This is a genomic window from Deltaproteobacteria bacterium HGW-Deltaproteobacteria-4 (genome assembly GCA_002841765.1).
Classification (GTDB): domain Bacteria; phylum Desulfobacterota; class Desulfuromonadia; order Desulfuromonadales; family UBA2197; genus UBA2197.
The window spans coordinates 115,482-140,144 of record PHAV01000003.1; the positions used below are offsets into that span (position 1 = coordinate 115,482).

A 24,663-nucleotide genomic window follows, 5' to 3' on the forward strand; every position below is an offset into this window, starting at 1 on the left:
GCTGAGTATTTTCCGGGTTAGTTCTTGAGTCGGGTCAGGGCGTTGTTTTCAACTTCTTCGGCCAGTTGATGTAGCACCTCCTCGATATTTGTGTAACCGTCCCCGTCAGCATCGCCATGCGGATCGGCAGGGATAAAGCGGGCGAAACTTCTGGAAGTCGTGCGGGCATAATCGTCCGGCCAGCCGCCGGCATCGGCGATTGAATCTTTGTGTCTGCCGGTTTCGTTTCTGACCTCTGCGATCAGCCGTCTTTCGATCGAATCACGGTGTCCCGGCCAGGCGCCGACGGCGCGCAGAACATGGTCGCGAACTTGGGAAACAGGGAGAAATTTGTATCCGGAGGATAGAGGCATTTTCGAAATAATTGTATTTCCGGTGAGATCCCGGAATAGGGTGCGGTTATGTGACCCGCTGACTCGATTGTCATGTAAGAAAATCTTGCTGCCAACCGCACCTCTTTGTACTTCAATGGTATATTTGTAGCCTTTGCTTGCTGCCCCTGTAATGTAATGATTGCCGACCACACTAGCATCCACCGGGCCGTTGTTGGCCCCGAGCAAACAGAACCCTCCTCTGGCGTTATAGCTGAGGTTATTGGCGATTTCGACACGAGAATCGCGTGATACCAACGGGTCACGTTCATCATTGTGAGCATAAAGGTTTTTAATAATACTGACCCGATTGACCCAGTTCGGCCCAAGAGAGGGATCGTATTTTGAACCGATTGCAGTTCCGTAACCGTGTGGTCCTAGTCCTTCGGCAATGATGTTGTTGCTGAAGGTAATATCGTGGATGGGTAGTTTTTTGGTCCAGATGGAAGCGACTTCATCGTCGGCCCACATTAGTGTGCAGTGGTCAACAACTACATTGTAGGCACCAGATATCACGCGCAAGGCATGGGAGTTATTCTTGCCGGAGTAGTCTCCGTAGCGTGACCGAATATGCTGAATTAACACGTCGTGAGTCTGGATGGTGATCCGCCCGCCGGAGACCTGTATCCCGGGGAAGGGAGCTGTCTGGCCGGCGAGGGTGACGAAGGGCTCGTTGAAGGTCAGGTCTTTTGCCAGTCGGATGTGCCCGCCGACTGCGAAAACAATAATCCGCGCTCCGCGAGTCTCTACCGCAGCGCGCAGCGAGCCAGCACCACTGTTGTTCAGGTTGGTCACGGTGAGGATTCGACCGCCGCGACCAGCAGAAGTTTCCGTCCCGAAGCCGCTCGCCCCGGGAAAGACAGCGAACTGTCCTCGTGCAGGTACGGCAGCAGTTGACCATTCACTGTTGCACAACAACAGGAGAAGGAAAAGTCCGGCCCGACAGGAATGTTTTTTTAAAAGTTCCATAACTGTCAATCTCTTAAACTATTGTTCGAGCCATGTCTCGGAAAAGTTCATCCGGTATATGCTGGTCATGCCTAGCCATCTTCCTGATATAAGCCAACCAGTTAACATCATGATGTCAAGTATTGCTGCCGGTAAAAAAAGCATAAACCTGAAGTGGTTTGTACTTTTCCAGCGCAAACACCACCCCTACCTTTCCCTTCCGCTGGGTTGGAGGAGTTGTAAGTAATGGTCACCGTAAGTTGTAGAACTTTTTCATAATTTTTTTTATGAGAAATCAACTCTTTTAGTCGATTTTAATATTTATCTGGGCAGTTATAGTTGCTTTTACATTGGCTGCCACTGATTTTTAAACCCTAACTTAAGTGAGGGAGGTTGTGATGAAAAACCCTGAGAGGATTTGCCGAAAATTTATTTTGGTCCTTTGTGTAAGTGTCGCCCTGCTTATGATTTTGGTAAGTCAATCGTCTGCGATGGATAAAAAGGATATTTATTTCAAAGTGTTTCAGGGCGCGGATTTAGTTCCTCGAGAAAATAATGAGGTAATAGTCTCATGTGATTCATATGATGACCATACGGTACGTGATATAGGGGCTGAAGTGTATCCTGATGATGGTAGCTTTCCTCAGCAGGACATGATTTTTGGTGTTTCAGTCCTTTGTCCTAAAAGTCAGGATCGTCTTGATCCAGTTATTCATATTTATGGTAACCAGTCGGATTTGTGGGAGTGGACAGACCCAACAGATGGTTTACTCGATTTTCATCTGGCAATAGTCTATTGCGAGAACAAGGAATTTAATTTTACCGCACCCGCTAGTCGAGTCATTTTGGAATGTCTTGATCATGATGTAATTACCGATCAAGTGAAAACAACTGGAAAAAAACAACGTTAAGATCCTTTTTTTGATCAATGAATATCACTGTTCAGTACGATACTTAAGATTGCTATTTTCGAGAATTGGGTCAAGTTTGTTGAATATAAAAAATGGCACAAACCTTTCGAGGTTTGTGCCATTTCAGATTAAGCCATTTGATTTTCAGTTGTTTTTATAGCCGACCTTCGACTTGTGCTGCCATCTTGTACAGAAATTCTTCGATATTGGTGTAGCCATTACCATCATCATCTCCGTTCGGATTGGCCGGCAGCAACGAAGAGAGGCTTCGGCTGGTCATGCTGTTGTACTCGGTCGGCCAGCCTCCGGCCTCAGAGATCTTGTTCTTGTGGAAACCGGTACCGTTCCGCACTTCGTCAATAACGCGGGTTTCAGCCGAATCACGGTAAGCCGGCCATGCCCCGACGTTGCGGAGGACATAATCTTTGACGGTTGATCCCGGCAGGATGGTGGTGCCATCAACAAGTGGGGGCTGAGACACAACAGCGCTTCCCGTCCCATCGCTGAAGACGTTTCGGGAATAGGGGCCGGTTACCCGGTTGTCGCTCTGGTAGATTTTGCTGCCGACGCCCGTGGCCGCCACGCCGATCGCTGCTCCGCCGTAGTTGGCAGAGCCGGTGATAAAATGGTTGCCGATGATGCTGGCAGTCGTCGGTCCGTTGTTCAGACCGAGGGCCATAAATTCCCACTGAGCGTTGTAGGACAGGTTGTTGATAACGACGGCATTGACGTCGCGGCTCAGCGAGGGGCTGCGTTCGTGGTTGTGTGCATAAAGATTTTTGACCAGGCTGATTTTGTTCACCCAGTTAGGGCCCGGCGACGGCGCATATTTGGCACCAACGATCGTCCCGTAACCGTGGCTGCCGAGGCCTTCAGCGACAATACTGTTGCTCAGCGTAATATCGTACATCGATTTGTCATTGGTCCAGATCGAGGCGACCTCGTCATCAGCCCACATAAAGGTACAATGATCGACGACGACTTTATATGCTCCGGAAATGATCCGCATCGAGTGAGTTTCATTTGTTCCGGAGTAATCGCCATAGCGCGCGCGGATATGCTGCATCAGGACGTTGTGGGTTTGGATGGTGATCCTGCCGCCCGAGATCTGGATCCCTGGGAAGGGGGCGGTCTGGCCGGCAATAGTGACATACGGCTGGGAGATAATCAGATCACTCTGTAATTTGATATGCCCCCCCACTTCGAAGACGATGACTCTTGCCCCGGCGGTGGCAATCGCCGCCCGTAGCGAACCGGCACCGCTGTCGTTGAGGTTGGTTACTTTAATAATCTGTCCGCCACGCCCAGCCACAGAGTCCGTACCGAAACCTTCTGCCCCCGGGAAGACCTTGACCGGGCCGGAGACGACGGGTGCTGAAATGTTCACGGTCACAGTGACAGCGCCTGAGACCTTACTGTTGCCGGCGACGTCATAGGCTTTGGCGGTCAGGCTGTGGCTACCGTTGCTGGCGCTGGAGATCGTCCAGGAAAAACTGTAGGGAGCGGTGGTGTCGGTGGATTTGAGGGTGGTCCCATCATAAAGTTCGACTTTGCTGACGCCGACGTTGTCTGAAGCCGAGGCGGTGATTGTCACTGTCTGGGCCGTGGTAAAGGTCGCGGAGTTGGCGGGGCTGGTCAGCGAAACGGTCGGGGCAGTGGTGTCGGCAGAGACGGCGGTAACGGTGTCGTTATCCTGAATAGTAACGACGGTGGTGGTGATGCTCCCCAGGGCCGCACCACCAGTGGCATTGCTCAGCAGGACATTAAAGGTTTCGTTCCCTTCTACCAAGGTGTCGTCGACAATGTTGATACTCTGTACCTTGCTCGTTTCACCATCAGCAAAGGTAAGCGTCGTCCAGTCGAAATCCCCGTAATCCTTGGTAAAGGTCGCGGTGACTCCCTGGGTTTTCCAGTCAATAGTAGCAATACCGGCGCTGCCACCGACACGGTTAATGGTGATGTTGACTTTACCGCCCCCTTCACCGACAGAATAGTTTGCCGCCGAGAAGGTGAAGGCGCCGGGAGCAGCCACCGCCACAGGGATGTTAACCGTCACAGCAGTTGCAGCAGAAATCTTGACATTGCCGGCCGCGTCATACGCCTTGGCAGTGAAGCTGTGATTGCCGTTATTCGCACTGGTGATCGCCCAGGCAAAGCTGTAGGGGGCGGTGGTGTCGGTCCCTTTAAGGGTGGTCCCTTCATAGAGTTCGACTTTGCTGACGCCGACGTTGTCCGTCGCCGAGGCGGCGATGGTCACTGTCTGCGCCGTGGTCAAGGTCGTTGGGTTGGCGGGGCTGGTCAGCGCAGCGCTCGGGGCAGTGGTATCGATCGCGCTGTTGACCGGGGCAATGTCGTTATCCTGGATGGTGATCACTGAAGTGCTGATTTTGCCGAGGGTCGTTCCGTAGGTTGGGTTGGAAAGGAGGACTTCGAAGGTCTCGTCCGGTTCGACGACGGTGTCATTAATGATATTGACACTGACGACTTTCTGCCTTTCGCGGTGTGCGAAGTTCAGAGTTGTTAAGGGAATGTTGACGAAATCACTGCCGGCTGCGGCGGAGATCGGGTTGGTCCGGAAACTGACGGACGCGGCGCCTGTGCTGCCGCCGACGCGATTGATGGTGATGCTGACTTTGCCTGCATCTTCATCGACAGAGTAGGTTGCCGTCGAGAAGGCGAAGGCGCCGGTCGCTGCCTGGCTGGCGGGGGCAAAGATCCCCAGCAGTCCGAGGACGACGAAGAGGGTGCAGGTGAGATGTTTGAAGTAGTGTCGAATGTTTGAGCTGTTGGTTTTTTTCACTTTTTTCTCCTTTTTTGCTGTTGCCTGTGTGGCTGGTGGTGCTTTTTGTTTAGTGGTTGAGGAGGACATACCCACAAAAAAAGCCCGTCTTCTGCGAAAGAAGACGGGCATTATTGTGGGCAACGAAAAACCGAATAATGCTTCCACATCCTCTTCGGTAGCCCGACTGACCATTTGCATGGCCTCGCGGCTTTGCGTCACCAGGTTGCCCTGGTTTTGCCTTTTCGGAGATTTTTTTGAACGGACTGTTAAATCATTCGATCCTCTTTTTATATAGTTGGTTGATTGTATCTCTATATATTTTTGTTATTGATAGATCATCCTTTTGTTCTATCCACAGTTGTCTTGCTAGTAGCAGGTTGCGTGCCAATATAGCAGGGTGAAAAAAGTGATACTTTATGGTTGGTTATGGAATATTTTTGTCAAATTCTTGTCAAACTTTGGTTTATTTGTGGGATTTATCTAATTAATGGTTTTTTGTTCTCTCTGCTATATGCAACAATCCAGTAGTCGGGACTGTTGAAAATATCAATTATTCTAAGCTATTAGTCTGGTGGTTAAATGACGGCGTGAATTGACCAGGGAAATTGAGGCATAATGTGACAGGTGTGTTGTTGTCACCACATCATTTTTTTCAGTGCTATTTCGGGAAAGTTTCGGGACTGGAGATAGCATTCAGAGCAATAGAGAGGAAGAGGATTTGTTCATGAATAATATTATCATTTACTGCCTGGTCATCCTTGTTCTCTTTTTCTTTGGTTGTGTGCGTGTCAACCAGATGTTCTACTACCCCGACCGCACCGTTTATGCTACCCCGAAGGACAGCGGGCTAAGCTTCGAGGAGATCGTCTTTCTAAGCCGGGACGGGACCAAGCTGAACGGGTGGTTCATACCGGCGGTGGGTGAAGCACAAGGGACGATCCTCCACCTGCACGGTAATGCCGAGAATATGACCAGCCACTTCGGATTTGTGAACTGGTTGCCGGCCGCGGGGTTTAATCTCTTCGTCTTTGATTACCGCGGTTACGGCAAATCGGCCGGTCGTCCGCATCGCACCGGGGTCTACGAAGATTCGTGTTCGGCTCTGGCCTATCTCCGCTCCCGCGACGATATCGATCCGGGCCGGCTTCTTATCCTCGGCCAGAGCCTCGGAGGCGCCCTGGCTCTTGTCGTGGTCGGCGATGGCGAGCAACAGGGGGTGCGAGCAGTGGTGGCCGAATCCGCTTTCTGCTCCTATCGCAGTATTGTCCGCGACAGCATCGGCAAGATGCCGCTCCTCTCATTCTTCAAGATCCCTCTGGCGCAAATTCTCATCAGTGACGAACTCAGCCCTGCTGATTATGTCAGCAGGATCGCGCCGATCCCCTTGCTCCTTATCCATGGCACCCAGGACGAAATCATCCCTTTCCGTCATGCCGAGCTTCTTCTGGAGCGGGCCAGGGAACCGAAGACCCTCTGGCGGATCGAAGGAGGGGATCACACCCCCGCTTTTGCCTCCCCAGACTCCCCTTATCGCCGGCAGTTAGTGGAGTTCTTTGTTGCGGCCTTGCGTTAAATCTGCGCCGATGCGTCGTGCCAGCGCCAGAGGCGTCTGCCGCCCGGATTCAAGGTCACAGGATTAAGGGAATTTTTCTCCTGGTCTTGTCGACCTTTCGGCCCTCTGCTATAACTCACAGCAGAAAATAAGAGTGTCAATTCACAGAACCCCACAACGGAGCTTCCATGAAGAGAATCGATCCGGATCCTTCCGGTCTCGTCCCCCGGGAACGGGACGCCTGTGCCATCATCGCTTACATCAACAAGAGCGGTCGGCCCACGCACGGTAATGTGCAGCGAACGATCGAGGCGCTGATCAAGATGGGGCACCGCGCCGGCGAGATCAATGGCGAGGGCGATGGCTGCGGCCTCCTCACCGATATCCCCCGTATCCTGTGGCAGGAGATCCTGAACCATGCCGGGCAGCGAGCGGAGCTGGCGGACGATCCCGGCTTTGCCGTCGGCCATTTTCTTCTCAATCGCGAAGATTTGAACACCCGGCCCCAGTTGCAGGATAGTATCCTCGCCCGCATCCGTGCCGCCGGGCTGGAGGTGCTGGTCGAGCGGCCGGCACCGGTGCGCAGCGAAGTCCTCGCCACCCGCGCCCGGGCGGGCGAGCCACTACTTTGGCAAGTGGCGCTGCACTGTCCGGAAGCGAAAACGGCGCCCTGCCGCCTCTTTGCCTTGCAACTTTCTCTGGAAGAGGAATTCCCTATCCAGGTCGCTTCCCTCTCGACGAACGTCGCTGCCTATAAGGTGCATGGCGCCCCGGAGATTTTGCCCCGCTACTATCCGGAATTGAAGCGCCGCGAATTTCTTTCCGGCGTCACCATCGGCCACAGCCGTTACTCCACCAACACCCTCCCGACCGTCCTCCGTGCCCAGCCCTTCTCCCTGCTCGGTCACAACGGCGAGATCAACACCATTGCCCGCCTGCGTGAAGAAGCGCGGATGCTCGGCATCGATCTCCCTTATGGCGGCAGCGATTCGCAGGATCTCAACCGCATCCTGGAGGGGCTGATCTGCCGCTACGGCTTCACCCTCTTCGAAGCGATGGAGCTGGTCTTTCCGCCGGTCTTCAGTGTTGTCGAGCGGATGGCCCCCGACTTTCAAGCCATGTACGGCTGGTTCCGCCGTTTCCTCACTGCCAGCGCCCAGGGACCGGCTGCCATCATTGCCCGCCACAACGATCGCTGCATCTTTAGCGTCGATGCCATGGGGCTTCGCCCTCTTTGGGTCGGGGAGACCGATAAGGAGATTTTCGCTTCTTCGGAGCTGGGGGTCGTCCCGCACGAAGAGATTCTCAGTGATCCCAAGCCGCTGGCACCGGGAGAGAAGCTCGGGATCAAGCTGGCTGCCGACCGGGAACCGGTAGTCCTGGCGCATCATGAACTGCGGGATGAAGTCCTCGCCGTCTTCCGCAAGCGGACTGATCTCGCAGCGCAGGCCAGGAGTCTGGTTAAAGGGGGATTAATAGGGGCAATTCATGAATTGCCCTTACAGGGATGGCAGCGCAGCTCCCGCCTCCTCACCGGGAACCTGATGTCCGCTTTTGCCTGGAAATCGACAGATGTGCAGAATCTGCGGGAGATGGCAAAAAGTGGTCAGGATCCCATCGCCTCCCTCGGTTACGACGGCCCCCTCGCCCCCCTTTCCTTGTCGCGGCAGAACCTGGCCGACTACTTCAAGGAACAGGTGGCGGTGGTGACCAATCCGGCCATCGATCGCGAGCGGGAAGCAGAGCACTTCTCCACCCGTGTCTTTATCGGTCCGCGGCCAAACTTGCGGGGGACGCTCCAACCGGCGGTGGAGCTGGCCCTGCCGCTCCTCCTCGGCGGGACGCGCCACAGCAGCGGGGAGGATTTATCCGCCCTTGGCAACCGCTTTGGCACCTGTACTCTGGAGAGTCTGCTGGCCCGGACCGGTGCCAACCGCAGCCGCAGCCTCAGTTGCACGATGAAACGGAGTGAATCGCTGCCGGAGGCGCTGGCGCGGCTGACCCAGGAAGCGGTGACGGCCGTGCGGCGCGGGGTGCGCCTTCTCCTTCTCGACGACAGCGCCGCCTTTACTCCGACCCAGGCCTTTCTCGACCCCTGCCTGGTGGTGGCGGTGCTGCACAAAGCCCTCAAGGAGACGACAACCAACAACGGCGAATCGCTGCGCCGTCGGGTTGCTATTGTTGTCCGCTCCGGGGCGCTGCGTAATCTGCATGATCTGATCTTCGCTTACGGCATGGGGGCCGATGCCCTCTGCCCTTATTTAATGTGGGAGCAGGCCGCTGAACAGGAAAAGGGCGTCGAGAATCTCCTCGGCGTTCTGGCGCGCGGTCTGGAGAAGGTCATTTCGACCATGGGCACCCATGAGATCGGCGGCTACGGTAAATATTTCGCCTCCATCGGCCTGTGCAGTCATCTCGCCGCCATCTTCGAAACCCCCAACTTCTGCGGCTCCGGTACCGGCGGGTTGACGTTGCAACTTCTCGAAGCCGAGAATAAGGGGCGCAGCAGCGTCGCCCGCAGCCGCGACAAGCAGCCGGTTCCGGTGCAGTTTCGTCTCTACCCGCGCATCTGGAAGATGGTCGGCCAGGTGGCGAAGATGGAGGAGAGCTACGCTGACCTGTCCCGTCTCATCCAGCAGCTGGAGGCGGAGAATCCGACCGCCATCCGTCATCTTGTCGATCTCCGTTATCAGGAAGAGCTCGCCGTCGATCCTGAAGAGGTCGATACCACAGTAGGGCGCCATGATCTCCCGATCCTGCTCTCGGCGATGAGTTTCGGCTCACAGGGAGAGACCCCTTTCCGCATCTACGCCGAGGCGGCACGGCGGCTGAACATCATCTGCATGAACGGCGAAGGGGGGGAGATTGCCGACATGCTCGGCCAGTATCGCCACAACCGCGGCCAGCAGATCGCTTCTGGCCGCTTCGGGGTGACGATGGAGTACCTCAATTCTGCCGACATCCTCGAAATCAAGGTCGGACAGGGGGCGAAACCGGGGGAGGGGGGGCATCTCCCCGGCTTCAAGGTGACGGCGAAGATCGCTGCTGCCCGTCATGCTACCCCCGGCGTCTCGCTGATTTCACCATCCAACAACCATGATCTTTACTCCATCGAGGATCTTGCCCAGATTATTGAAGAGTTGCGTACCGCCAACCCCTCCGCCCGCATCAGCGTCAAGGTGCCGGCAGTGGCGGGGATTGCGACTATTGCCCTCGGTATCGCCAAGGCCGGAGCGGATATCATCACCATCAGTGGCTATGACGGCGGTACCGGCGCCGCCCGCAAACATGCCATCAAGTTTGTCGGCCTCCCGGCCGAGATCGGCGTGCGCGAAGCGCACCGCGCATTGGTCGAGGCGGGGATGCGTGATCGGGTCGAGCTCTGGGCCGACGGCGGCGCCCGAACCGGCCGCGACGTGGTCAAACTCATGCTCCTTGGTGCCAACCGCGTCGGCTTCGGCACCATGGCGATGGTTATCATCGGCTGCACCACTTGTCGCGGCTGCCACCTCGGCACCTGTCATGTCGGCATCGCCACCCAGATCGAGACGGTGGAGGAGGCGCAGGCGCGCGGCCTCAAGCGTTTCGTGCCGCGTGTTCTCGAGAACGGCATCATCTACGAAACCACCTTCTTCCGCGGCATGGCGCGGGAGATCAAGATCCTCACCGCCAAGCTCGGCTATCGTCGTACCCAGGATCTGGTCGGTCACGCCGAACTTCTGGTACAGAGCCGCGGCCTCGACCGTCTCGATCTTGGCGATCTCCTTTCCTTGCCGGCATCTCCGGCCCTCCCGGCGCTGGAGAATGAGGTGCGGATTATTCGTAAACCCCTCAACTATCTAACCTCCCTCATCTCCGGTCTGGTCGCTGACGCCTTTAGCGCCGGGGAAGAGCGGGTCCGTTACGACGACGACAATGCCACCAGCTCGGACCGGGCGATCGGTACCCACCTCGCCGGCACCATGGTGCGGGGCTGGCAGGCCGGCAAGTTCACTCCGGAGTGCGAGGCTCTCCTCCATTTCCATCGCGACTCGGTCCCCGGCAACGGTCTGGGCGCCTTCACCATCCCCCGCATCGCCATCCGTGTCGAAGGCGGGGCGCAGGATGGTGTCGGCAAGTCGACGCAGGGAGGGAAGATCGTCATCCTCAAAGGGGAGAACCGCAACGGCGTTCGCGTCGGCGGCTCGGTCGGCAAGGGCCTCGCCTACGGCGCCCAGGGGGGGACCTTCATCATTCAGGGGGATGCCGACAGTCGTGCCTGCATTCGCCTGTCCGGCGCCGACGTCATCCTCGGCGGACGCATTCGTACCCGGCTCGACGACAGTCTCGCCAATCTTGCCGGCCGCGCCAACCTCAAGGGTTTTGCCTGCGAATATATGACCGCCGGTCGCGTCGTCATCCTCGGTGACCCTGGTCCTTGGTTCTGTTCGGGGATGACCGGCGGCACGGTTTATTGTCACCTCGATACAACGATGGGTTTTGACCGCGAGGCATTACGGCGGCGGCTGGCGCGCGGGGCAGGGGTGGAGATCCGTGCTCTGGAGGAAGAGGATACGGCGATTATTGATTTCCTGCTCGGCAAGTATCACCGCGAACTTATCCATTCGCATCAGGAAGAGGAAGCCGACTGGCTGGCCACCGTGATCGCCGCCTGTCGCAGTCGTTTTGTCAAGATTGTGCCGGAAAAGGCGGTGTTGATGCCGCGCAGTACTGAGTAGCGTTGATAAACGGGCACTGGTTGTGGTAGGGATTGAAATTCTTCTTTGCATTGTTTAATTAGTTTTTACAATTATTGAATCTCATGTTATGTTTTTTAACAGTGGAAGTGACTGATGATCAACTTTCCGGGAGGAATTAATGAAAAAAATAATCTGTGTCTTTGCCGTGTTACTGTCGCTGTCCGGCCTCGTTTGGGCCCAGGGGGGGGGAGGGGTGATGAAGAAAAAACCATTGCCCTATGAATATGGCGCAGTAACGATAAGTAACTTTTCACAGTCGGCGGGTATTTCTCCTGTCGTTTTTGACCACTGGGTGCACCGGCGGCACTTCACTTGCCGCCTCTGTCACGTGGATATCGGTTTCGGCATGACTGCCAACTCCACCAAAATTCATGCTGCGGACAATAGCCGCGGGTTTTATTGTGGCACATGTCACAACGGCAGCATGATGCAGGACGGCCAGAAAATTTTTGCGTCCTGTAGCAGTGAGTACAGTCGTGATGATATCAAACGTTGCATGCGCTGCCATCTTCTTGAATCAAGCTCTTCCAAGCAGGAAGCTTTTTACCGCTTTGCGGAAAAGATGCCGCGGGAGACCTTCGGCAACGGGATCAACTGGGAAAAGGCTGAAAACGAGGGACTGATAAAGCCGGTCGACTACCTCAAGGGGATTTCAGTCAAGAAGGCAAAAATGAGGAACCAGCTGGATTTTGCTATCAATACAAAAGTTGCGGGAATGCCCGACATTATCTTTTCCCATAGCAAACACACAGTTTGGAATGGCTGTGAACTCTGCCACCCGGAAATCTTTCTGGGGGTAAAAAAGGGCGCGACAAAATATACGATGATCGATCTATTCGAAGGGAAATATTGTGGTGCCTGCCACGTTAGTGTCGCTTTCCCGCAAACCGATTGCCAGCGCTGCCATTCGCAGTCGCCGCAGTAGGAACTGAATAATGAGAAATATGGATTTTCGTAAATTACTGCCGATCGCTGCCTGTTATCTTGCATGCACGCTGATGCCTCCCGCTTACGGCGCAGATGACTGGCGAGCTGAATTTGATGACGTCTGTTCCAAGACAGATATTGCCATGAGCCTTTCAACGAGCGAACTTCTTGCCTTGACCTCTTCGTGTGACAAACTGGAGAAGGTTATTGACAGTCTGGATGAAACCGAACGCAGGGTCTTTCAGAAGCGACTGCAGATGTGTAAGAATCTCTATTTATTTGTTTTGGAAGCGAAGAGCAATGAACCGTCGGCTGAGTAAAAAACAGCGATTTGTGATGCTGGTGAATCGACCCTTATGGTTTGTCGGAAAACCTGCCGTGGGCTGTCGTCTGACTTTGCCGGTCGTTTTTTTGCTGATGTTTTTTTTGCTGGCCCTTTCTCCTGGTTTTGGAACCGCCCAGGCTATGAGTCGCTATGAACTCGGCCGGGTGATCGAAACAATCCCCCCCAACGGACCATTCTGGAAGTATGGTAACGTCGTCATGCAAAGCCGGACCCGGGCGGCGGGAGTGAAGCCGGTGGTCTTTTCGCACTGGAGTCATCGGCCGCTTTATACCTGTCGGGTCTGTCACGTCGAACTTGGCTTTACTATGAAGGCCGGGGGGTCTGGCATCACTCGCAATCAATACTTGTCCGGGGCCTTTTGTGGTGCCTGTCATGATGGTCAGACCGCTTTCTCGGCACGAAAAGTTAAAGGGAGCGAATGCGACCGCTGTCATCTTAAGGACACTACCGAGTTGGAGAAACGTTTCGAAACGTTTGCGGCGGTGTTTCCGGTAGCACATTTTGGCAACGGCATCGATTGGGCTCAAGCTCAGCGTGACTGGTCAATCAATCAACTCTCTTCGTTGCGGGCTTCGACTGTCATTATGCCGCTTCCGGAGAAACTGAAACAGCCTTTGAAGCTTGGCACTTCTTCCCCGCGGAGCGGCGTCTTTTTCTCCCATGAAGAGCATTTCGCCGAACTCGACTGCTCCAATTGCCATCCCGATCTCTTCACGATCAAGCAAAGCGGGACTCAAACCTTTAGCATGGAAAGAAATATCTTCGGTAATTTCTGTGGTGCCTGTCACATGCTCGTCGCCTTCCCGATGAACGACTGCCGACGTTGTCATCCTCAGATGAATTATACAACAAAGCCTTAGCAGCTGTTGTCCTGGCTGGTATGGCCCCCTTCAATTATTCAGCTCGCTGATAGAGCAGGATTCCCCCCCCCGCCAGAAAAAACCGGCAGGATTAGTCCCGGTAGTGTTTAATCCATTCATTTTAACCATTATTGTTGACAGTCGCCCACTAGATGTTGAATATGATCAATCATTAGAATCCTGCGAGAGAATTCCTTTTCGCACTCAAAAATCCGAGTATCTGAACAGTGTATCCTGTAGCACCCAAGAAAGATCGCCTGTGCTGTCGTCGACTTTTTCTGTCGAATCTTGTCCCCATGGTTGCATGGAATCATGGCCCGGGTTAAAACGCTCTCCCTCTATGAGGCTGTCATGAATCAGGCGCGTATCTCATTCCTGTTGAAACTCTCCTCTTTATTATGTCTGTTAGCCTTAATTTTTACCGTCTCCCCGGTCCTGGCCGCCGGGATGGATGATGACAAGGCACTTAACCTGACGACCTTGAGCCTTGAACAGCTCATGGAGATTGAAGTGCCGACCGTTTATGGCGCCTGCAAGTATGATCAGAAGGTGACGGATGCCCCGGCTTCAGTCACTATCATTACCGCTGAGGAGATCAAAAAGTACGGTTACCGCTCCTTTGCTGAAATTCTTCGCAGTGTGCGGGGCTTCAGCGTGTCCAACGACCGCAACTACCAGTACCTGGGAGTGCGGGGATTCAGTCGCCCCGGTGACTACAACAGTCGCGTGCTCCTTCTCATCGACGGCCATCGCCTCAATAACAATATCTACGATCAAGCGCCAATCGGAACGGACTTTCCCCTTGATGTTGACCTGATTGACCGGGTCGAAGTTATCCGCGGGCCGGGCTCAGCCCTTTACGGCACCAGCGCCTTCTTCGGGGTGATCAACGTCATCACCCGGCAAGGGAAAGATCTCAAGACCCTTGAAGCATCAGGATCAGCCGGGAACCAGGAGACTTACAGCGGCCGTCTCAGTTATGGCAACAAACTCCCCGGCGGTCTGGAAATGCTGGTTTCGGCTTCCCGTTATGACAGTGAAGGGGAGGATCGCCTCTACTTTAAAGAGTTTGACGCCCTTGGCGATAATAACGGCATTGCTGAACATGCGGATGGCGACAGCTCCTACAGTCTCTTCTCCAGATTCACCTTACGGGACCTGACCCTCACTGGTGCCGTCTCTTCGCGGGAAAAGGTGATTCCGACCGGTGCCTACCAAACCGTCTTCAATGACCCCCGCAACCGCACGACCGATGCGTACGGGTATCTTGACTTGAAATACAGCCATAGACTGGAGGAACAGGGGGAGGTGACGGCCCGGGCTTACTATGAAAACTTCCGTTACCGCGGCGATTATATCTACAACGGGGAATTGGAAGGGGATCCGCTGCAGGTTAACAAGGACTTTGCCGACGGGGAATGGGTCGGTTTCGAACTGATGGCAACCCGGCGTTTTTTCGACAAGCATCAGCTCACCACCGGTTTAGAAAATCGCTACAATCTCCGCCTCGACCAGCGCAACTATTGGGTGGAGCCTTTTGAAAGCACGCTTGACGACCAGCGCAGCTCGAATATCTATGCCCTCTACATTCAGGACGAATACCAGATCCTTTCCAACCTCAGCCTCATCGGCGGCGTACGCTACGATCACTACAACTCTTTTGGTGGCACGAGCTCCCCCCGACTGGCTCTGATCTACAAGCCTTACGAGAAAAGCATCTTCAAATTCCTTTATGGTAAAGCCTTCCGTGCCCCGAACGTTTACGAATTGTTCTATGCCGATGGCGTGTATTACCGCGCCAATCCCGACTTGAATCCGGAAAGGATCACGACGACTGAAGTCGTCTACGACCAGTATCTGGGCGAGCACTTTCGCTCCACACTCTCCGCTTATTATTACCAGATCAAGGGGTTAATCTCTCAGCAGTTGGGGCCGGATGATCTTCTTGTCTATGAAAATACCGAGACCATACAGGCCCGGGGGATTGAAGCGGAGGTGGAGGTGCGTTGGGCCGATGGGCTGCAGGGGCGGGCGAGTTACGTTCTGCAGCAGGCCGAAGACAAGGAGACAGGGCTGACCTTGACCAATTCTCCCCGCCACCAGGCGAAAGTGAATCTGAATATTCCCTTGGTCAAGCAGAAGCTTTTCGCCGGCGCCGAAGTCCAGTACACCAGCACCCGCAAGACCCTGTTGCGAAACGATACCGGCGGGTTTACTACGACCAACCTGACCCTCTTCAGTCAGAATCTGGTGCCGGGACTCGATCTCTCCGCCAGCGTCTATAACCTCTTTGATAAGAATTATGGCGATCCTGTCGCCGGCGAATTGCAAATTGATCCGGAGCAGCCCGAACTCGGGCTTGATACCGTTGCTCAGGATGGCCGCACATTCCGGGTGAAACTGAGCTATCGCTTCTAGACTAAAGGGCGGCTCGACCCGAGCCGGTAGAGGAATTGTTTTTTGAAACGCAAATGTCCCAATTACATTAAGATTACTGGCAAGCTGCTGACCCTGCTGGTTCTGGTTCTGGCTCTTTTGACAATCGAACCGCTCCCCCTCTCGGCCGAGGCCCCCACCCCCCGGGAATACAAAGTCAAAAGTGCGTTCCTTTACAACTTTGTCCATTTTGTTGACTGGCCTGCCAGCGCCTTTACCTCTGCTCAATCCCCTTTTACTGTCGGCATTCTCGGGAAAAATCCCTTCGGTGCGGATCTGGAGAGCCTGAATGGTCAGAGCATTAAAAATCGAAAGCTCCTGGTCAAAACTCTGAGGAGCATCGAGGAAGCCAAGGACTGTCAGCTGCTTTTCATCAGTAACTCGGAGCGTGGGCGCCTGCTTCAAATCCTGAGCGCACTTCAAGGAATTCCAGTGTTGACGGTCAGTGATATTGAGGGGTTTGCTGCTAGCGGCGGAATGATTCATTTCGTCACTCTGGAGGATAAGGTCCGCTTTGAAATCAACCTTAAGGAGGCCCAGGCTGTCAAGCTCAACCTTAGTTCTCAGCTCCTCAAATTGGCACGTGATGTCATCAAATGACGCGGGAGATAGTTCATGCTGATCAGTTTCAATGACTCTGCTCTCAAGCACAAGCTGATTTCAATCATGCTGCTGACCAGCAGCATCGTTCTGCTGATCACTTCGCTCTCTTTTTTCACCCACGAGCTGCTGACCTACCGTAAAGTGATGCGACAAGAACTGCTCGGCATTGCGGATATTATCAGCAATAACACCGCGTCGGCCCTGATCTTTAATGACCAGAACGCTGCCCAGTTGACTTTGCAGGGGTTGACTGGCAATCCGCGGATTCTTAAAGCTCAGATTCTCTCTCCTGAAGGGAAAGTCTTTGCCGAGTATGGCTCATCAGGCTTAAAAACGAATCTGCTATCCATGTCGCCGGCAGGAAAGAAGGCCTTCTGGGATTGGCATAGCCCGGAAGAAGTTATACAGAAGATCACTGTCGATGGTCGCGAGGTCGGGACCGTTGTCATTCAGTCAAATTCGGCAGGGTTGCGGGAAAAACTTGACCTCTTTTTAGTTGTTGCCGCCATCTCTATGCTGGTGTCGGGGCTGATCGCCTATGTCGTCTCAACTCGGTTGCAAGGGTTGATCTCGGAGCCGATCATGCGCCTGGTGCAAACCATGAAACGGGTTTCCCAGGAAAAGAACTATCAGCTTCGCACGAAAAAGAACAGCAACGATGAAATCGGCACACTTATCGATGGTTTTAATGAAATGCTGGAAGAAATTGCCGAGCGGGATGAGCTTCTCCGGCAACGCCATGACCATCTACAGCAGCTAGCGCACTTTGACAGTCTCACTCGTCTCCCTAACCGGGTGCTCTTCTATGACCGGATTAGCCAGGCTCTTCTCCAGGCCGCCAGGCTGAAGCAGAAAGTCGCCATCCTTTTTGTTGATCTCGATCATTTCAAGGATATCAACGACACTCTAGGGCACCGAATCGGCGATCTTCTTTTGATCGAGGTCGCGAGCCGCCTCCAGGAGATTGTGCGTGCCTGTGACACCGTCGCGCGGATGGGGGGGGACGAGTTCACCCTCTGTTTGCAGAATATGGAGCATCCGGACAATGCCGGTCTGGTGGCACAGAAAATTGTCAACAGTCTGGCCCGGCCCTATACGATCGAAGGGGAGGATATCTTCGTCAGTGCCAGTGTCGGCATCACCCTCTTTCCTGTTGATGGGGTGAGTGTTGATGAATTACTGAAAAATGCCGACACCGCCATGTATCACGTCAAGGATCATGGCAAAAACATGTTTCAGTTCTTCTCCCAGGAGATGAATGACAAAACCTGTTCGCGGCTGGCCCTGCATAACAGTCTGCGTTATGCCCTCGAGCGGAACGAATTCCTCCTTTACTATCAACCAAAATTTGATATTGCCAGCCGGCAGCCGACCGGCATGGAAGCCCTGTTACGCTGGAACAATCCGGAAAAAGGGATCATTGTTCCCGATAAGTTCATCCCTCTTGCTGAAGAGACCGGCCTGATTGTTCCGATTGGCGAGTGGGTGCTGCGGACCGTCTGTGAGCAAATAAATAGTTGGCAAGCGCAAGGAAACCCGCCCCTGCGGGTCTCGATAAATATTTCTCCGGTCCAGTTCAGAAGGGATGATTTTGCTGAGTCGATCCTCAGGATTTTGGAAGAAACCGGCGTTAACCCGAATCTTCTTGAGTTGGAACTCACCGAGAGCGCGCTCATGCAGAACACGGCTTCAACGGTTGCAATCCTCCATAAATGCAGAAATCTCGGCATGCACATCTCTATCGATGATTTTGGCACCGGCTACTCTTCCTTGAGCTATTTGAAACGATTCCCGATCGATACCCTGAAGATTGACCGATCGTTTATTTTTAATCTCACAGAAAACCGGGATGACAACGCCATTGTCACGGCAATCATTGCCATGGCTCACAGCCTTAATCTCAAAATCATCGCCGAAGGGGTTGAAACAGAGGGTCAGTTGGCTTTTCTGGTGGAGCAGGGGTGTGAAGAAATGCAGGGGTATCTGTACAGTCGGCCGTTACCTGCAAAAGAGATCGACAAGCTGTTTGCGACCCTGATGCCGCCCAAGATAGCCGATAGACAGTAATTTTATAAGAACAAATGTCTTCGCAATAGAACCTGTTTGTGGAAGCTAACAAAATGTCTTATGCGAGATTTTATGGGGACAAATGAAGTTTATCTGCTGTCATCGAAATTACCCGGACGGGAAGTCCTACGGTGCCAGCAATGACCCCGGGAAAGCGGCACTTCCAGAAAAACCGGGCTGAAAATCTTATCGCCACAGGGCGGTTGGCCCTGGCGGCCTTTTTTCTCATCGCAATCTGGCTGGACCCCTCAGAACCTTTTCGATATGCCCGTCTTACCTATGTATTTTTAGCATGTTATCTGCTCTACTCCCTTGTGCTGGGAGTGTATACGTGGCAAAAGCATCAAATCGGGGACCACCTACTGGTTGTTACTCATAGTGTCGATTTGCTGGTCTTTTCTCTCCTCATGTATCTCACTGAAGGGCCAGGCAGTCCATTCTTCGTATTTTTCATTTTTCTCCTTGTTTGTGCCACGTTGCGCTGGCAGTGGCGCGGGACACTATGGACCGCGGTGGCTGCACTGTTTGTAGTCATTGCCCTGTCATTGTATCCATACAATCTCCTGCATGATCATAATTTTGAGCTGAATCGATTCATCATTCGGATTGCCTACCTGATAGTCATTGCGATTATGCTTGGTTTTCTGGGCGCCTATGAACAATCAATACGAAACGTCCTTACTATGTTGACGGAGTGGCCACGCACCGTCTCCGATGATCTTCAAGCCATGACAAATGAATTGTTGGGGCATGCCGCTACAGTTTTTGGTGTCCCCCGCATTCTCCTTGTCTGGGAGTCCGAGGAGGAACCCTGGCTCTATCTGGTTCTCTGGACGCAGGATGGTTGCCAGCAGAGCCGCGAACATCCGGACGCGTTTGGACCTCTCGTAGCAGAGAAACTGATTGGGACGAACTTTTTCTGCAGGGATGCCGCTGACCCTCAATCCCCGGTCATGCACATGTCTCCCTCCGGTTTGCAGAAATGGCAGGGAGTTCCCCTGCACCAAAAGCTGCAGCAGCGATTTAGCATTGGCTCCGTCATTGTTTCAGGGCTCAAAGGCGATAAAGTAACAGGTTATCTCCTGGCGCTTGACAAAAAGTCGATGACCGACGACGAGTTAGTTCTCGGCGAAATTGTCGCTCACGAATTGGCCGCCCGCTTTGACAATTATTTCCTTTTGAAGGAGTTGAAGCAGACGGCGACTTCGGATGCACAGATTCGTTTAGCGCGTGACCTGCACGATGGACTCCTCCAGTCTTTGACCGGAGTGGCTCTGCAGCTGGAAGCAGCGCAGCGTCTGATAGAATCTGAGCCGCAGACGGCGCGACAGCGTATCCATGAGATCCAGCGACTGCTTGCTGCCGAGCAACGCGATCTGAGGATCCACATCAGTGAACTGAGGCCTTTTCTCCCGGGACAGCCGGCGGAAGATTTCGAGCTTTCCGACCGTCTGGAGAAACTAGCCGAACGGATCAGGCTTCAATGGGATCCCGTCATCGTGATAACGATTTATCCTCCAATCCCCCGGATTACCAAGAGCATGGCGCGGGAGATTTATTTTGTTGTCAATGAGGCACTGATCAACGCCGTTCGCCATGCCGGTGCCTCCTATGTGCGGGCGGAGCTCGCTTTTGACCCTGGCCGGATTAAAATTACAGTCACCGATGACGGACAAGGATTCCCTTTCACCGGCCATTATGATCTTGAAAAATTATTTGAAATGAAGCGTGGACCCGTGACGTTAAGGGAGCGGATATCCGCCCTGGAGGGAACTCTGTCCATCGACTCAAGAGAAACCGGCGCGCATTTGGACATCACCCTGCCGCTGACGGAATATGGGGGCTGAAATGTCTATTAGTCTTGTTCTCGCTGACGACCACCCGCTTATCCTGAACGGTCTGAGCAACCTCCTTCTTCTGGAAGACGACCTAAAGGTTCTGGCGACCTGTGCCAACGGCGTCGAAGCAATTGGGGCGGTGCGCAGTCACCGCCCGGACGTGGCGGTCATGGATATTTGTATGCCTGAAATGAGTGGACTGGAGGTCTGCAGAAAAATCCGGGAGGATAAACTTCCGACGCGGCTGGTGATACTAACGGCAATGCTCAAGGAAGAGGAAATGTCCGAAGCGGTTCATCTGGGGGTGCATGGCATCGTTTTGAAGGAGATGGCACCCCAACTCCTTATCCAGTGCATTCGCAAAGTGCACGCGGGTGAGCAGTGGCTGGAGCGCCGCGCTACCAAACATGTCCTGGAAAAGATGCTGCGGAGAGAAACAGGGGCGCGCGAGGTGTCAACCATTCTCACTCACCGGGAAATCGAACTGGTCAGGATGGTCGCCGGCGGCCTGCGCAACAAGGAAGTCGCTGAAAAGCTTTTCATCAGTGAGGGGACGGTCAAGGTTCACCTGCATAACATTTACGAAAAACTGAATATTGACAGCCGGATGGAGCTTTTGAAGTATGCTCAGGAGAAGAGTTTGGTGTAAGCCATATCCATAAAAAAAGCCGGAGGGATATTTGCCACCGGCTCAACACACAACAATTAACTTCCAGCTTTAATTGATCGGCATGGTCCCAGTCGTAACCGTGTCGGTGATCGGGCTACCTGCTGCATCTTTGAGGTAGGCACTGTAGGACACGCTGTTAATTGTCACCGATACTACACTGTAGCCATAGGGGACGAGATCGGGATCAACCAGGTCAGCATTGGGAACTATTGACAGGGTGTTTGTCCAACTGTAGCCAGTAATTTTCCCTTTGGGGTTGAGGCGGCCCTTCTCGATAGTCGGCTCGGTGATTGCCGTCATGCCTTGCGTGCCATTGAATGTTTGAGTGACTGTTGTAGGCTCAGTCGTGGTCGTAGAGGTCTCATACGTGCCTGTCCAGATGGCGCCATTTGTAGCTTTGGGATCGCCATTTTTATCAAAGCAGCCCTCTGTGTTAGGTACGCCCGTCACACACTTGCCGGGGACAAACACAATAACAGTCGTTGTCTCACCGGGGATTGTTTCCGTTTTTTCGGCTGCAAAGGAATATTCATAAGTCACATCAACCACAACCGTCTTTTTGCTCTGGATAGCACCGTGATTAACGGTGCCGGAAACAGTGGCAACATCGTTTGTATAACCGTATCCTGTAACTTTGAAATCGCCCGTAACATCTGCCATTGCCATCGTTGCCAGGCATCCCACCATTGCCACTGCTGCGAGAATCGACTTTTTCATTTTCTGTTCCTCCTATTGATAAGTTATTACCGGACCATACCGGCGTTGCTTGCATTACGAAATCCGCCTGAATCCCTTTTACTTCTGCGCCATGACTGAAATATCAGCAAACCGATGGGAAATAATGGAGACGGCAACTCCCCTTTTCTCCAGACCCGGCTCCACTCTGACCACCTCCCCCTCACAAAGAAGCTTTGCAGACCGGTCCCCCTTGATCGCGTACTCCAGTTTCATGACAAATTCGACCTGTTCACCCACCGATAAGGGCTGATCCGTCTCGAAAAATACGCCATCAACGCAACAATCGCGGGTTATCCCTCTGCCCGATTTCAACTCAATCGGAATTCCTACCTTGAAGCGCTCGGATCTTCTTTTCTCCGTAGAGCTCATGTCGGATCCTTGTGAATTTTACAACTGAGACGATCTCACCGGTTTGTTTGAACACATCATAGTTCATTAGTCTTTGTTTAAAATAGACGGCTGGATATATTTTTCTATACCAAAAGATATAGTGCATCGAAAAAAACAAGGAAAAATATTAGGTTAGAGTTGGAAGCAATAACAGAAATCATGAGTGTTTAGTCACCCATCGTCGCTTGTCTAGCGCTGGAGGGTTGGTTGCTGGAGGTCGAGATGCGCGAAGGCTCCCAGCATATCCGGAAGGTCTTCATTCCGTTTCTTGCCCGCGTTCTGCGACAGACGTCGAATCAAGTGAGGTGGTCGTTATTGCTCACGGATTCAGGCAAAGTTCTATATCGAAAGATATAGAGAAAAATATATCGAATGACTTATTATAATTTGTGGAGTCTAATCATATGCTTGATTCAAAGAAATTTGCTAATGGACCGATCGGCAAAACTTGTCGAAAAACTTGTCGTGAATTTCGCAGATAAGAGAAAATCAAACCACTATTCCGGTGCAATTTCGTTGGAGTGAAAAGGGCTGCGGAGAAGCCCTGAGGGTAGGAAGGGGGTGCTCATCAAGGAAACGCTACGAGAGAGGATATGAAGAAGATGTGGATTGTTTTGGGCGCAGAAAAAAGCCAAACCCGTTGCGAGGCGGGGACGGAAAGCTACGGATCTCGTTGGTGAGATGGCTGGGTTGCCTGAAATCTTTGCCGGCCTCGGCCGGCAAGAAAAAGGGAGAACAAAAATGAAAAAATCTGTTTTGGCAGTAACGGCAATGTTGGCATTTCTGGCAATGGGCAGCGTGGCCACCGCAGCAACCGTCGGATGGGACGGGAATGGAACGTCTGAAGGTGTCTGCAACAATGTCACGGTTGATCCAACCGTCACTGGACAAAACTGGCTGTTTGTTCTGACCCAGGCAAATACAGCGATTAGACCAGAGTTGAACGCGACGTTTAATTCTGTGGGAAAAACTTTGAGTCCTGCCTCCAAGATCAACAGGAACAATGTGCAGTTCTCGGTCAACACGGCGCCGTATGCCATTTTGCAATCTGCCTCTGCAGTCGAAGGCAACGCAAAGAGCGTGTTGACGGTATCACACTGTGAGGTCGGAGTTCAGCCCCAGTGGTGTTCGCCCGGATTCTGGAGAAATGCCGATGATAAAGCATGGAGCGACGCAGGCATCAACCGTGAGGAGGCGAAATATTCAGAAGTGACGGATAAGTACAGCTATTGCCCGGCAGCGGATGGAGACCCGACACTGCAGCAGGTTCTTGAAAGAAAACAAGACTATTTCGCGTCTACTGATCAGGGACAAGCCTTCAACTGCGTTGGTGACTTCCTCAGCGACGCACACCCCAACATCAGCTTCTCCGATAATATCCGCGCTCTGAACACCTGCCCGATCAGCAACGCTGGGTACGTGATATTACCGTAGGGGGATTTTGCGGGGTTAGCCCCCGACTTGGGGCAAACGCCGATTTGAAAAAAAACGTACATAATTTCTGGGACGGGTGGATTGCCACTCGTCCCTTTTATTTTCCCACTGAAAACGCGAAAGAGCGCCCGCAAGGGGCGCCCACAAAACCGAGTTGAAATTGGGCCAGCGATGCCCTTTATTTCCTCTCTTGATATGACTACCTCAATGGCTGGATTGCGGACGTGCAGTGAAAGGAGCAGCCATGACCGATAGTATCCTTGGACAGGCAAGTCGCAGTCATCTACCTTGTCGCGGCGTTGATCTGCGGGACCTACGGAATTTTTTTATTCGCACCAGGAAGGAAGCCGTTTGGGTGGCTGGAGTGATTACCGCCTGCCGCACGAGATTATGCTGAAAAAGTCGGTGCTGATGCCGTGCAGTACTGAGTGGAAGAGTAACCGGGAGACGCACCTGTTTTTCACACAAAAGGTGGCCAATTGGCCGCCTTTTGTTGTATCAGATCAAATTTTTGTCACAAAAAACCAGAGACCAGAGCTGTTGTTGCGCTCGTCATCTAAGGGCGTTCGCCGATGACCCAGAGGGCGAGGGGGGCTTTATGTATGAGATCGTGCGACACGCTCCCTTGTAACATCTCCTGCACCAGCGACAGACCGCGGCGGCCGACGACGATGGTATCGCAGTCCTGTTCCAGCGCTTCATCGATGATATCCAGGGCGACGCCGCGCCGCAGCGGCTTGGCCGAAGTCTGCACCTGTGCGGCGGGAAAACCGTTATCCACCAGGAGGTTAGTGATCTCCTGAAAAAAGTTCTGAACCTGCTGGACTTCCTGTTGATGGTCCTCGCCGCCATGCACTTCAAGCGGGGCGCTATCACTCAGCTTCTCCATTTCGCGACTATCGTAGGGGATTCCGGTCATCACCGAAAAGAGGGTGACTTCACAGCCGGGCAGATATGGGGCTACGGTCGCCAGATACTCTGCGGCACTTTTCGAGGGGGGGGAACAGTCAACGGCAAATAGCACTTTCCTCACGTTTTATCTCCTTGTGTG

At 53.4% G+C, this 24,663-nt stretch carries 17 protein-coding genes and 2 riboswitches; of the genes, 12 read left to right on the forward strand and 5 right to left on the reverse strand.

Translation table 11 applies throughout. The annotated features are described in order from the left end of the window. Positions 1-17: 17 nt before the first annotated feature. Positions 18-1,340, reverse strand: coding sequence for a hypothetical protein (locus tag CVU69_03070; protein ID PKN13297.1), 1,323 nt, complete (start codon positions 1,338-1,340; stop codon positions 18-20). A 377-nt stretch (positions 1,341-1,717) separates the two neighbouring features. Here CVU69_03070 and CVU69_03075 point away from each other — a divergent pair, with 377 nt between their 5' ends. Then, on the forward strand, positions 1,718-2,230 hold the full coding sequence (locus CVU69_03075) for a hypothetical protein (GenBank protein PKN13298.1): 513 nt from the start codon (positions 1,718-1,720) through the stop codon (positions 2,228-2,230). A 154-nt stretch (positions 2,231-2,384) separates the two neighbouring features. Here CVU69_03075 and CVU69_03080 read toward each other — a convergent pair whose 3' ends face one another. Then, complete coding sequence (locus tag CVU69_03080; GenBank protein PKN13299.1) at positions 2,385-5,141, reverse strand: hypothetical protein; 2,757 nt, start codon at positions 5,139-5,141, stop codon at positions 2,385-2,387. A 42-nt stretch (positions 5,142-5,183) separates the two neighbouring features. After that, positions 5,184-5,261, reverse strand: a riboswitch (cyclic di-GMP riboswitch). Positions 5,262-5,736: 475 nt separating this feature from the next. Between CVU69_03080 and CVU69_03085 the strand changes: the two genes are divergently transcribed. The 10 genes from CVU69_03085 (at position 5,737) to CVU69_03130 (ending at position 21,029) form a co-directional block, all read left to right on the forward strand. Then, a complete protein-coding gene (locus CVU69_03085; protein ID PKN13300.1) occupies positions 5,737-6,585 on the forward strand; it encodes an alpha/beta hydrolase in 849 nt (282 codons plus the stop codon). A gap of 167 nt (positions 6,586-6,752) precedes the next feature. Beyond that, positions 6,753-11,282: a glutamate synthase gene (locus CVU69_03090; GenBank protein ID PKN13301.1), complete on the forward strand. Its 4,530-nt coding sequence runs from the start codon at positions 6,753-6,755 to the stop codon at positions 11,280-11,282. A 139-nt stretch (positions 11,283-11,421) separates the two neighbouring features. Further along, entirely contained in the window at positions 11,422-12,228 is an 807-nt protein-coding gene (locus tag CVU69_03095) for a hypothetical protein (GenBank protein ID PKN13302.1), read from the forward strand. 19 nt (positions 12,229-12,247) lie between these two features. After that, positions 12,248-12,550 carry a hypothetical protein gene (locus CVU69_03100; GenBank protein ID PKN13303.1) on the forward strand — a complete coding sequence of 101 codons (303 nt, stop codon included), beginning with the start codon at positions 12,248-12,250 and terminating at the stop codon, positions 12,548-12,550. 97 nt (positions 12,551-12,647) lie between these two features. After that, positions 12,648-13,436 carry a hypothetical protein gene (locus tag CVU69_03105; protein ID PKN13356.1) on the forward strand — a complete coding sequence of 263 codons (789 nt, stop codon included), beginning with the start codon at positions 12,648-12,650 and terminating at the stop codon, positions 13,434-13,436. Between the two features lie 312 nt (positions 13,437-13,748). Next, the gene (locus tag CVU69_03110; protein ID PKN13304.1) at positions 13,749-15,854 is read left to right on the forward strand and encodes a TonB-dependent receptor; all 2,106 of its coding nucleotides are present in this window, start codon (positions 13,749-13,751) and stop codon (positions 15,852-15,854) included. Positions 15,855-15,896: 42 nt separating this feature from the next. Further along, positions 15,897-16,472, forward strand: coding sequence for a DUF4154 domain-containing protein (locus CVU69_03115; GenBank protein ID PKN13305.1), 576 nt, complete (start codon positions 15,897-15,899; stop codon positions 16,470-16,472). 15 nt (positions 16,473-16,487) lie between these two features. Then, positions 16,488-18,542, forward strand: coding sequence for a GGDEF domain-containing protein (locus CVU69_03120; GenBank protein PKN13306.1), 2,055 nt, complete (start codon positions 16,488-16,490; stop codon positions 18,540-18,542). 140 nt (positions 18,543-18,682) lie between these two features. Further along, the gene (locus CVU69_03125; GenBank protein PKN13307.1) at positions 18,683-20,389 is read left to right on the forward strand and encodes a hypothetical protein; all 1,707 of its coding nucleotides are present in this window, start codon (positions 18,683-18,685) and stop codon (positions 20,387-20,389) included. Continuing rightward, a complete protein-coding gene (locus CVU69_03130) occupies positions 20,379-21,029 on the forward strand; it encodes a DNA-binding response regulator (GenBank protein ID PKN13308.1) in 651 nt (216 codons plus the stop codon). Before CVU69_03125 ends, CVU69_03130 begins: the two co-directional genes overlap by 11 nt. A 69-nt stretch (positions 21,030-21,098) precedes the next feature. Here CVU69_03130 and CVU69_03135 read toward each other — a convergent pair whose 3' ends face one another. Next, positions 21,099-21,767 carry a hypothetical protein gene (locus tag CVU69_03135; protein ID PKN13309.1) on the reverse strand — a complete coding sequence of 223 codons (669 nt, stop codon included), beginning with the start codon at positions 21,765-21,767 and terminating at the stop codon, positions 21,099-21,101. 78 nt (positions 21,768-21,845) lie between these two features. Then, positions 21,846-22,157 (reverse strand): hypothetical protein, encoded by a 312-nt coding sequence (locus tag CVU69_03140; GenBank protein PKN13310.1) that lies wholly within the window; start codon positions 22,155-22,157, stop codon positions 21,846-21,848. A 641-nt stretch (positions 22,158-22,798) separates the two neighbouring features. Beyond that, positions 22,799-22,876, forward strand: a riboswitch (cyclic di-GMP riboswitch). A gap of 43 nt (positions 22,877-22,919) precedes the next feature. Between CVU69_03140 and CVU69_03145 the strand changes: the two genes are divergently transcribed. Next, a complete protein-coding gene (locus CVU69_03145) occupies positions 22,920-23,612 on the forward strand; it encodes a hypothetical protein (protein ID PKN13311.1) in 693 nt (230 codons plus the stop codon). Between the two features lie 556 nt (positions 23,613-24,168). Here CVU69_03145 and CVU69_03150 read toward each other — a convergent pair. Beyond that, positions 24,169-24,645 carry a hypothetical protein gene (locus tag CVU69_03150; protein PKN13312.1) on the reverse strand — a complete coding sequence of 159 codons (477 nt, stop codon included), beginning with the start codon at positions 24,643-24,645 and terminating at the stop codon, positions 24,169-24,171. Positions 24,646-24,663: the final 18 nt, after the last annotated feature.

What these genes read in the sequence shown, in the direction of transcription:
- CVU69_03110 (PKN13304.1), top strand. Translation starts at nt 13,749, where the DNA reads ATGGCCCGGGTTAAAACGCTCTCCCTCTATGAGGCTGTCATGAATCAG.
- CVU69_03080 (PKN13299.1), bottom strand. Translation starts at nt 5,141, where the DNA reads ATGCCCGTCTTCTTTCGCAGAAGACGGGCTTTTTTTGTGGGTATGTCC.
- CVU69_03140 (PKN13310.1), bottom strand. Translation starts at nt 22,157, where the DNA reads ATGAGCTCTACGGAGAAAAGAAGATCCGAGCGCTTCAAGGTAGGAATT.
- CVU69_03125 (PKN13307.1), top strand. Translation starts at nt 18,683, where the DNA reads ATGACCCCGGGAAAGCGGCACTTCCAGAAAAACCGGGCTGAAAATCTT.
- CVU69_03145 (PKN13311.1), top strand. Translation starts at nt 22,920, where the DNA reads ATGAAAAAATCTGTTTTGGCAGTAACGGCAATGTTGGCATTTCTGGCA.
- CVU69_03130 (PKN13308.1), top strand. Translation starts at nt 20,379, where the DNA reads ATGGGGGCTGAAATGTCTATTAGTCTTGTTCTCGCTGACGACCACCCG.
- CVU69_03070 (PKN13297.1), bottom strand. Translation starts at nt 1,340, where the DNA reads ATGGAACTTTTAAAAAAACATTCCTGTCGGGCCGGACTTTTCCTTCTC.
- CVU69_03135 (PKN13309.1), bottom strand. Translation starts at nt 21,767, where the DNA reads ATGAAAAAGTCGATTCTCGCAGCAGTGGCAATGGTGGGATGCCTGGCA.
- CVU69_03090 (PKN13301.1), top strand. Translation starts at nt 6,753, where the DNA reads ATGAAGAGAATCGATCCGGATCCTTCCGGTCTCGTCCCCCGGGAACGG.
- CVU69_03075 (PKN13298.1), top strand. Translation starts at nt 1,718, where the DNA reads ATGAAAAACCCTGAGAGGATTTGCCGAAAATTTATTTTGGTCCTTTGT.
- CVU69_03085 (PKN13300.1), top strand. Translation starts at nt 5,737, where the DNA reads ATGAATAATATTATCATTTACTGCCTGGTCATCCTTGTTCTCTTTTTC.
- CVU69_03120 (PKN13306.1), top strand. Translation starts at nt 16,488, where the DNA reads ATGCTGATCAGTTTCAATGACTCTGCTCTCAAGCACAAGCTGATTTCA.
- CVU69_03105 (PKN13356.1), top strand. Translation starts at nt 12,648, where the DNA reads ATGTTTTTTTTGCTGGCCCTTTCTCCTGGTTTTGGAACCGCCCAGGCT.
- CVU69_03095 (PKN13302.1), top strand. Translation starts at nt 11,422, where the DNA reads ATGAAAAAAATAATCTGTGTCTTTGCCGTGTTACTGTCGCTGTCCGGC.
- CVU69_03100 (PKN13303.1), top strand. Translation starts at nt 12,248, where the DNA reads ATGGATTTTCGTAAATTACTGCCGATCGCTGCCTGTTATCTTGCATGC.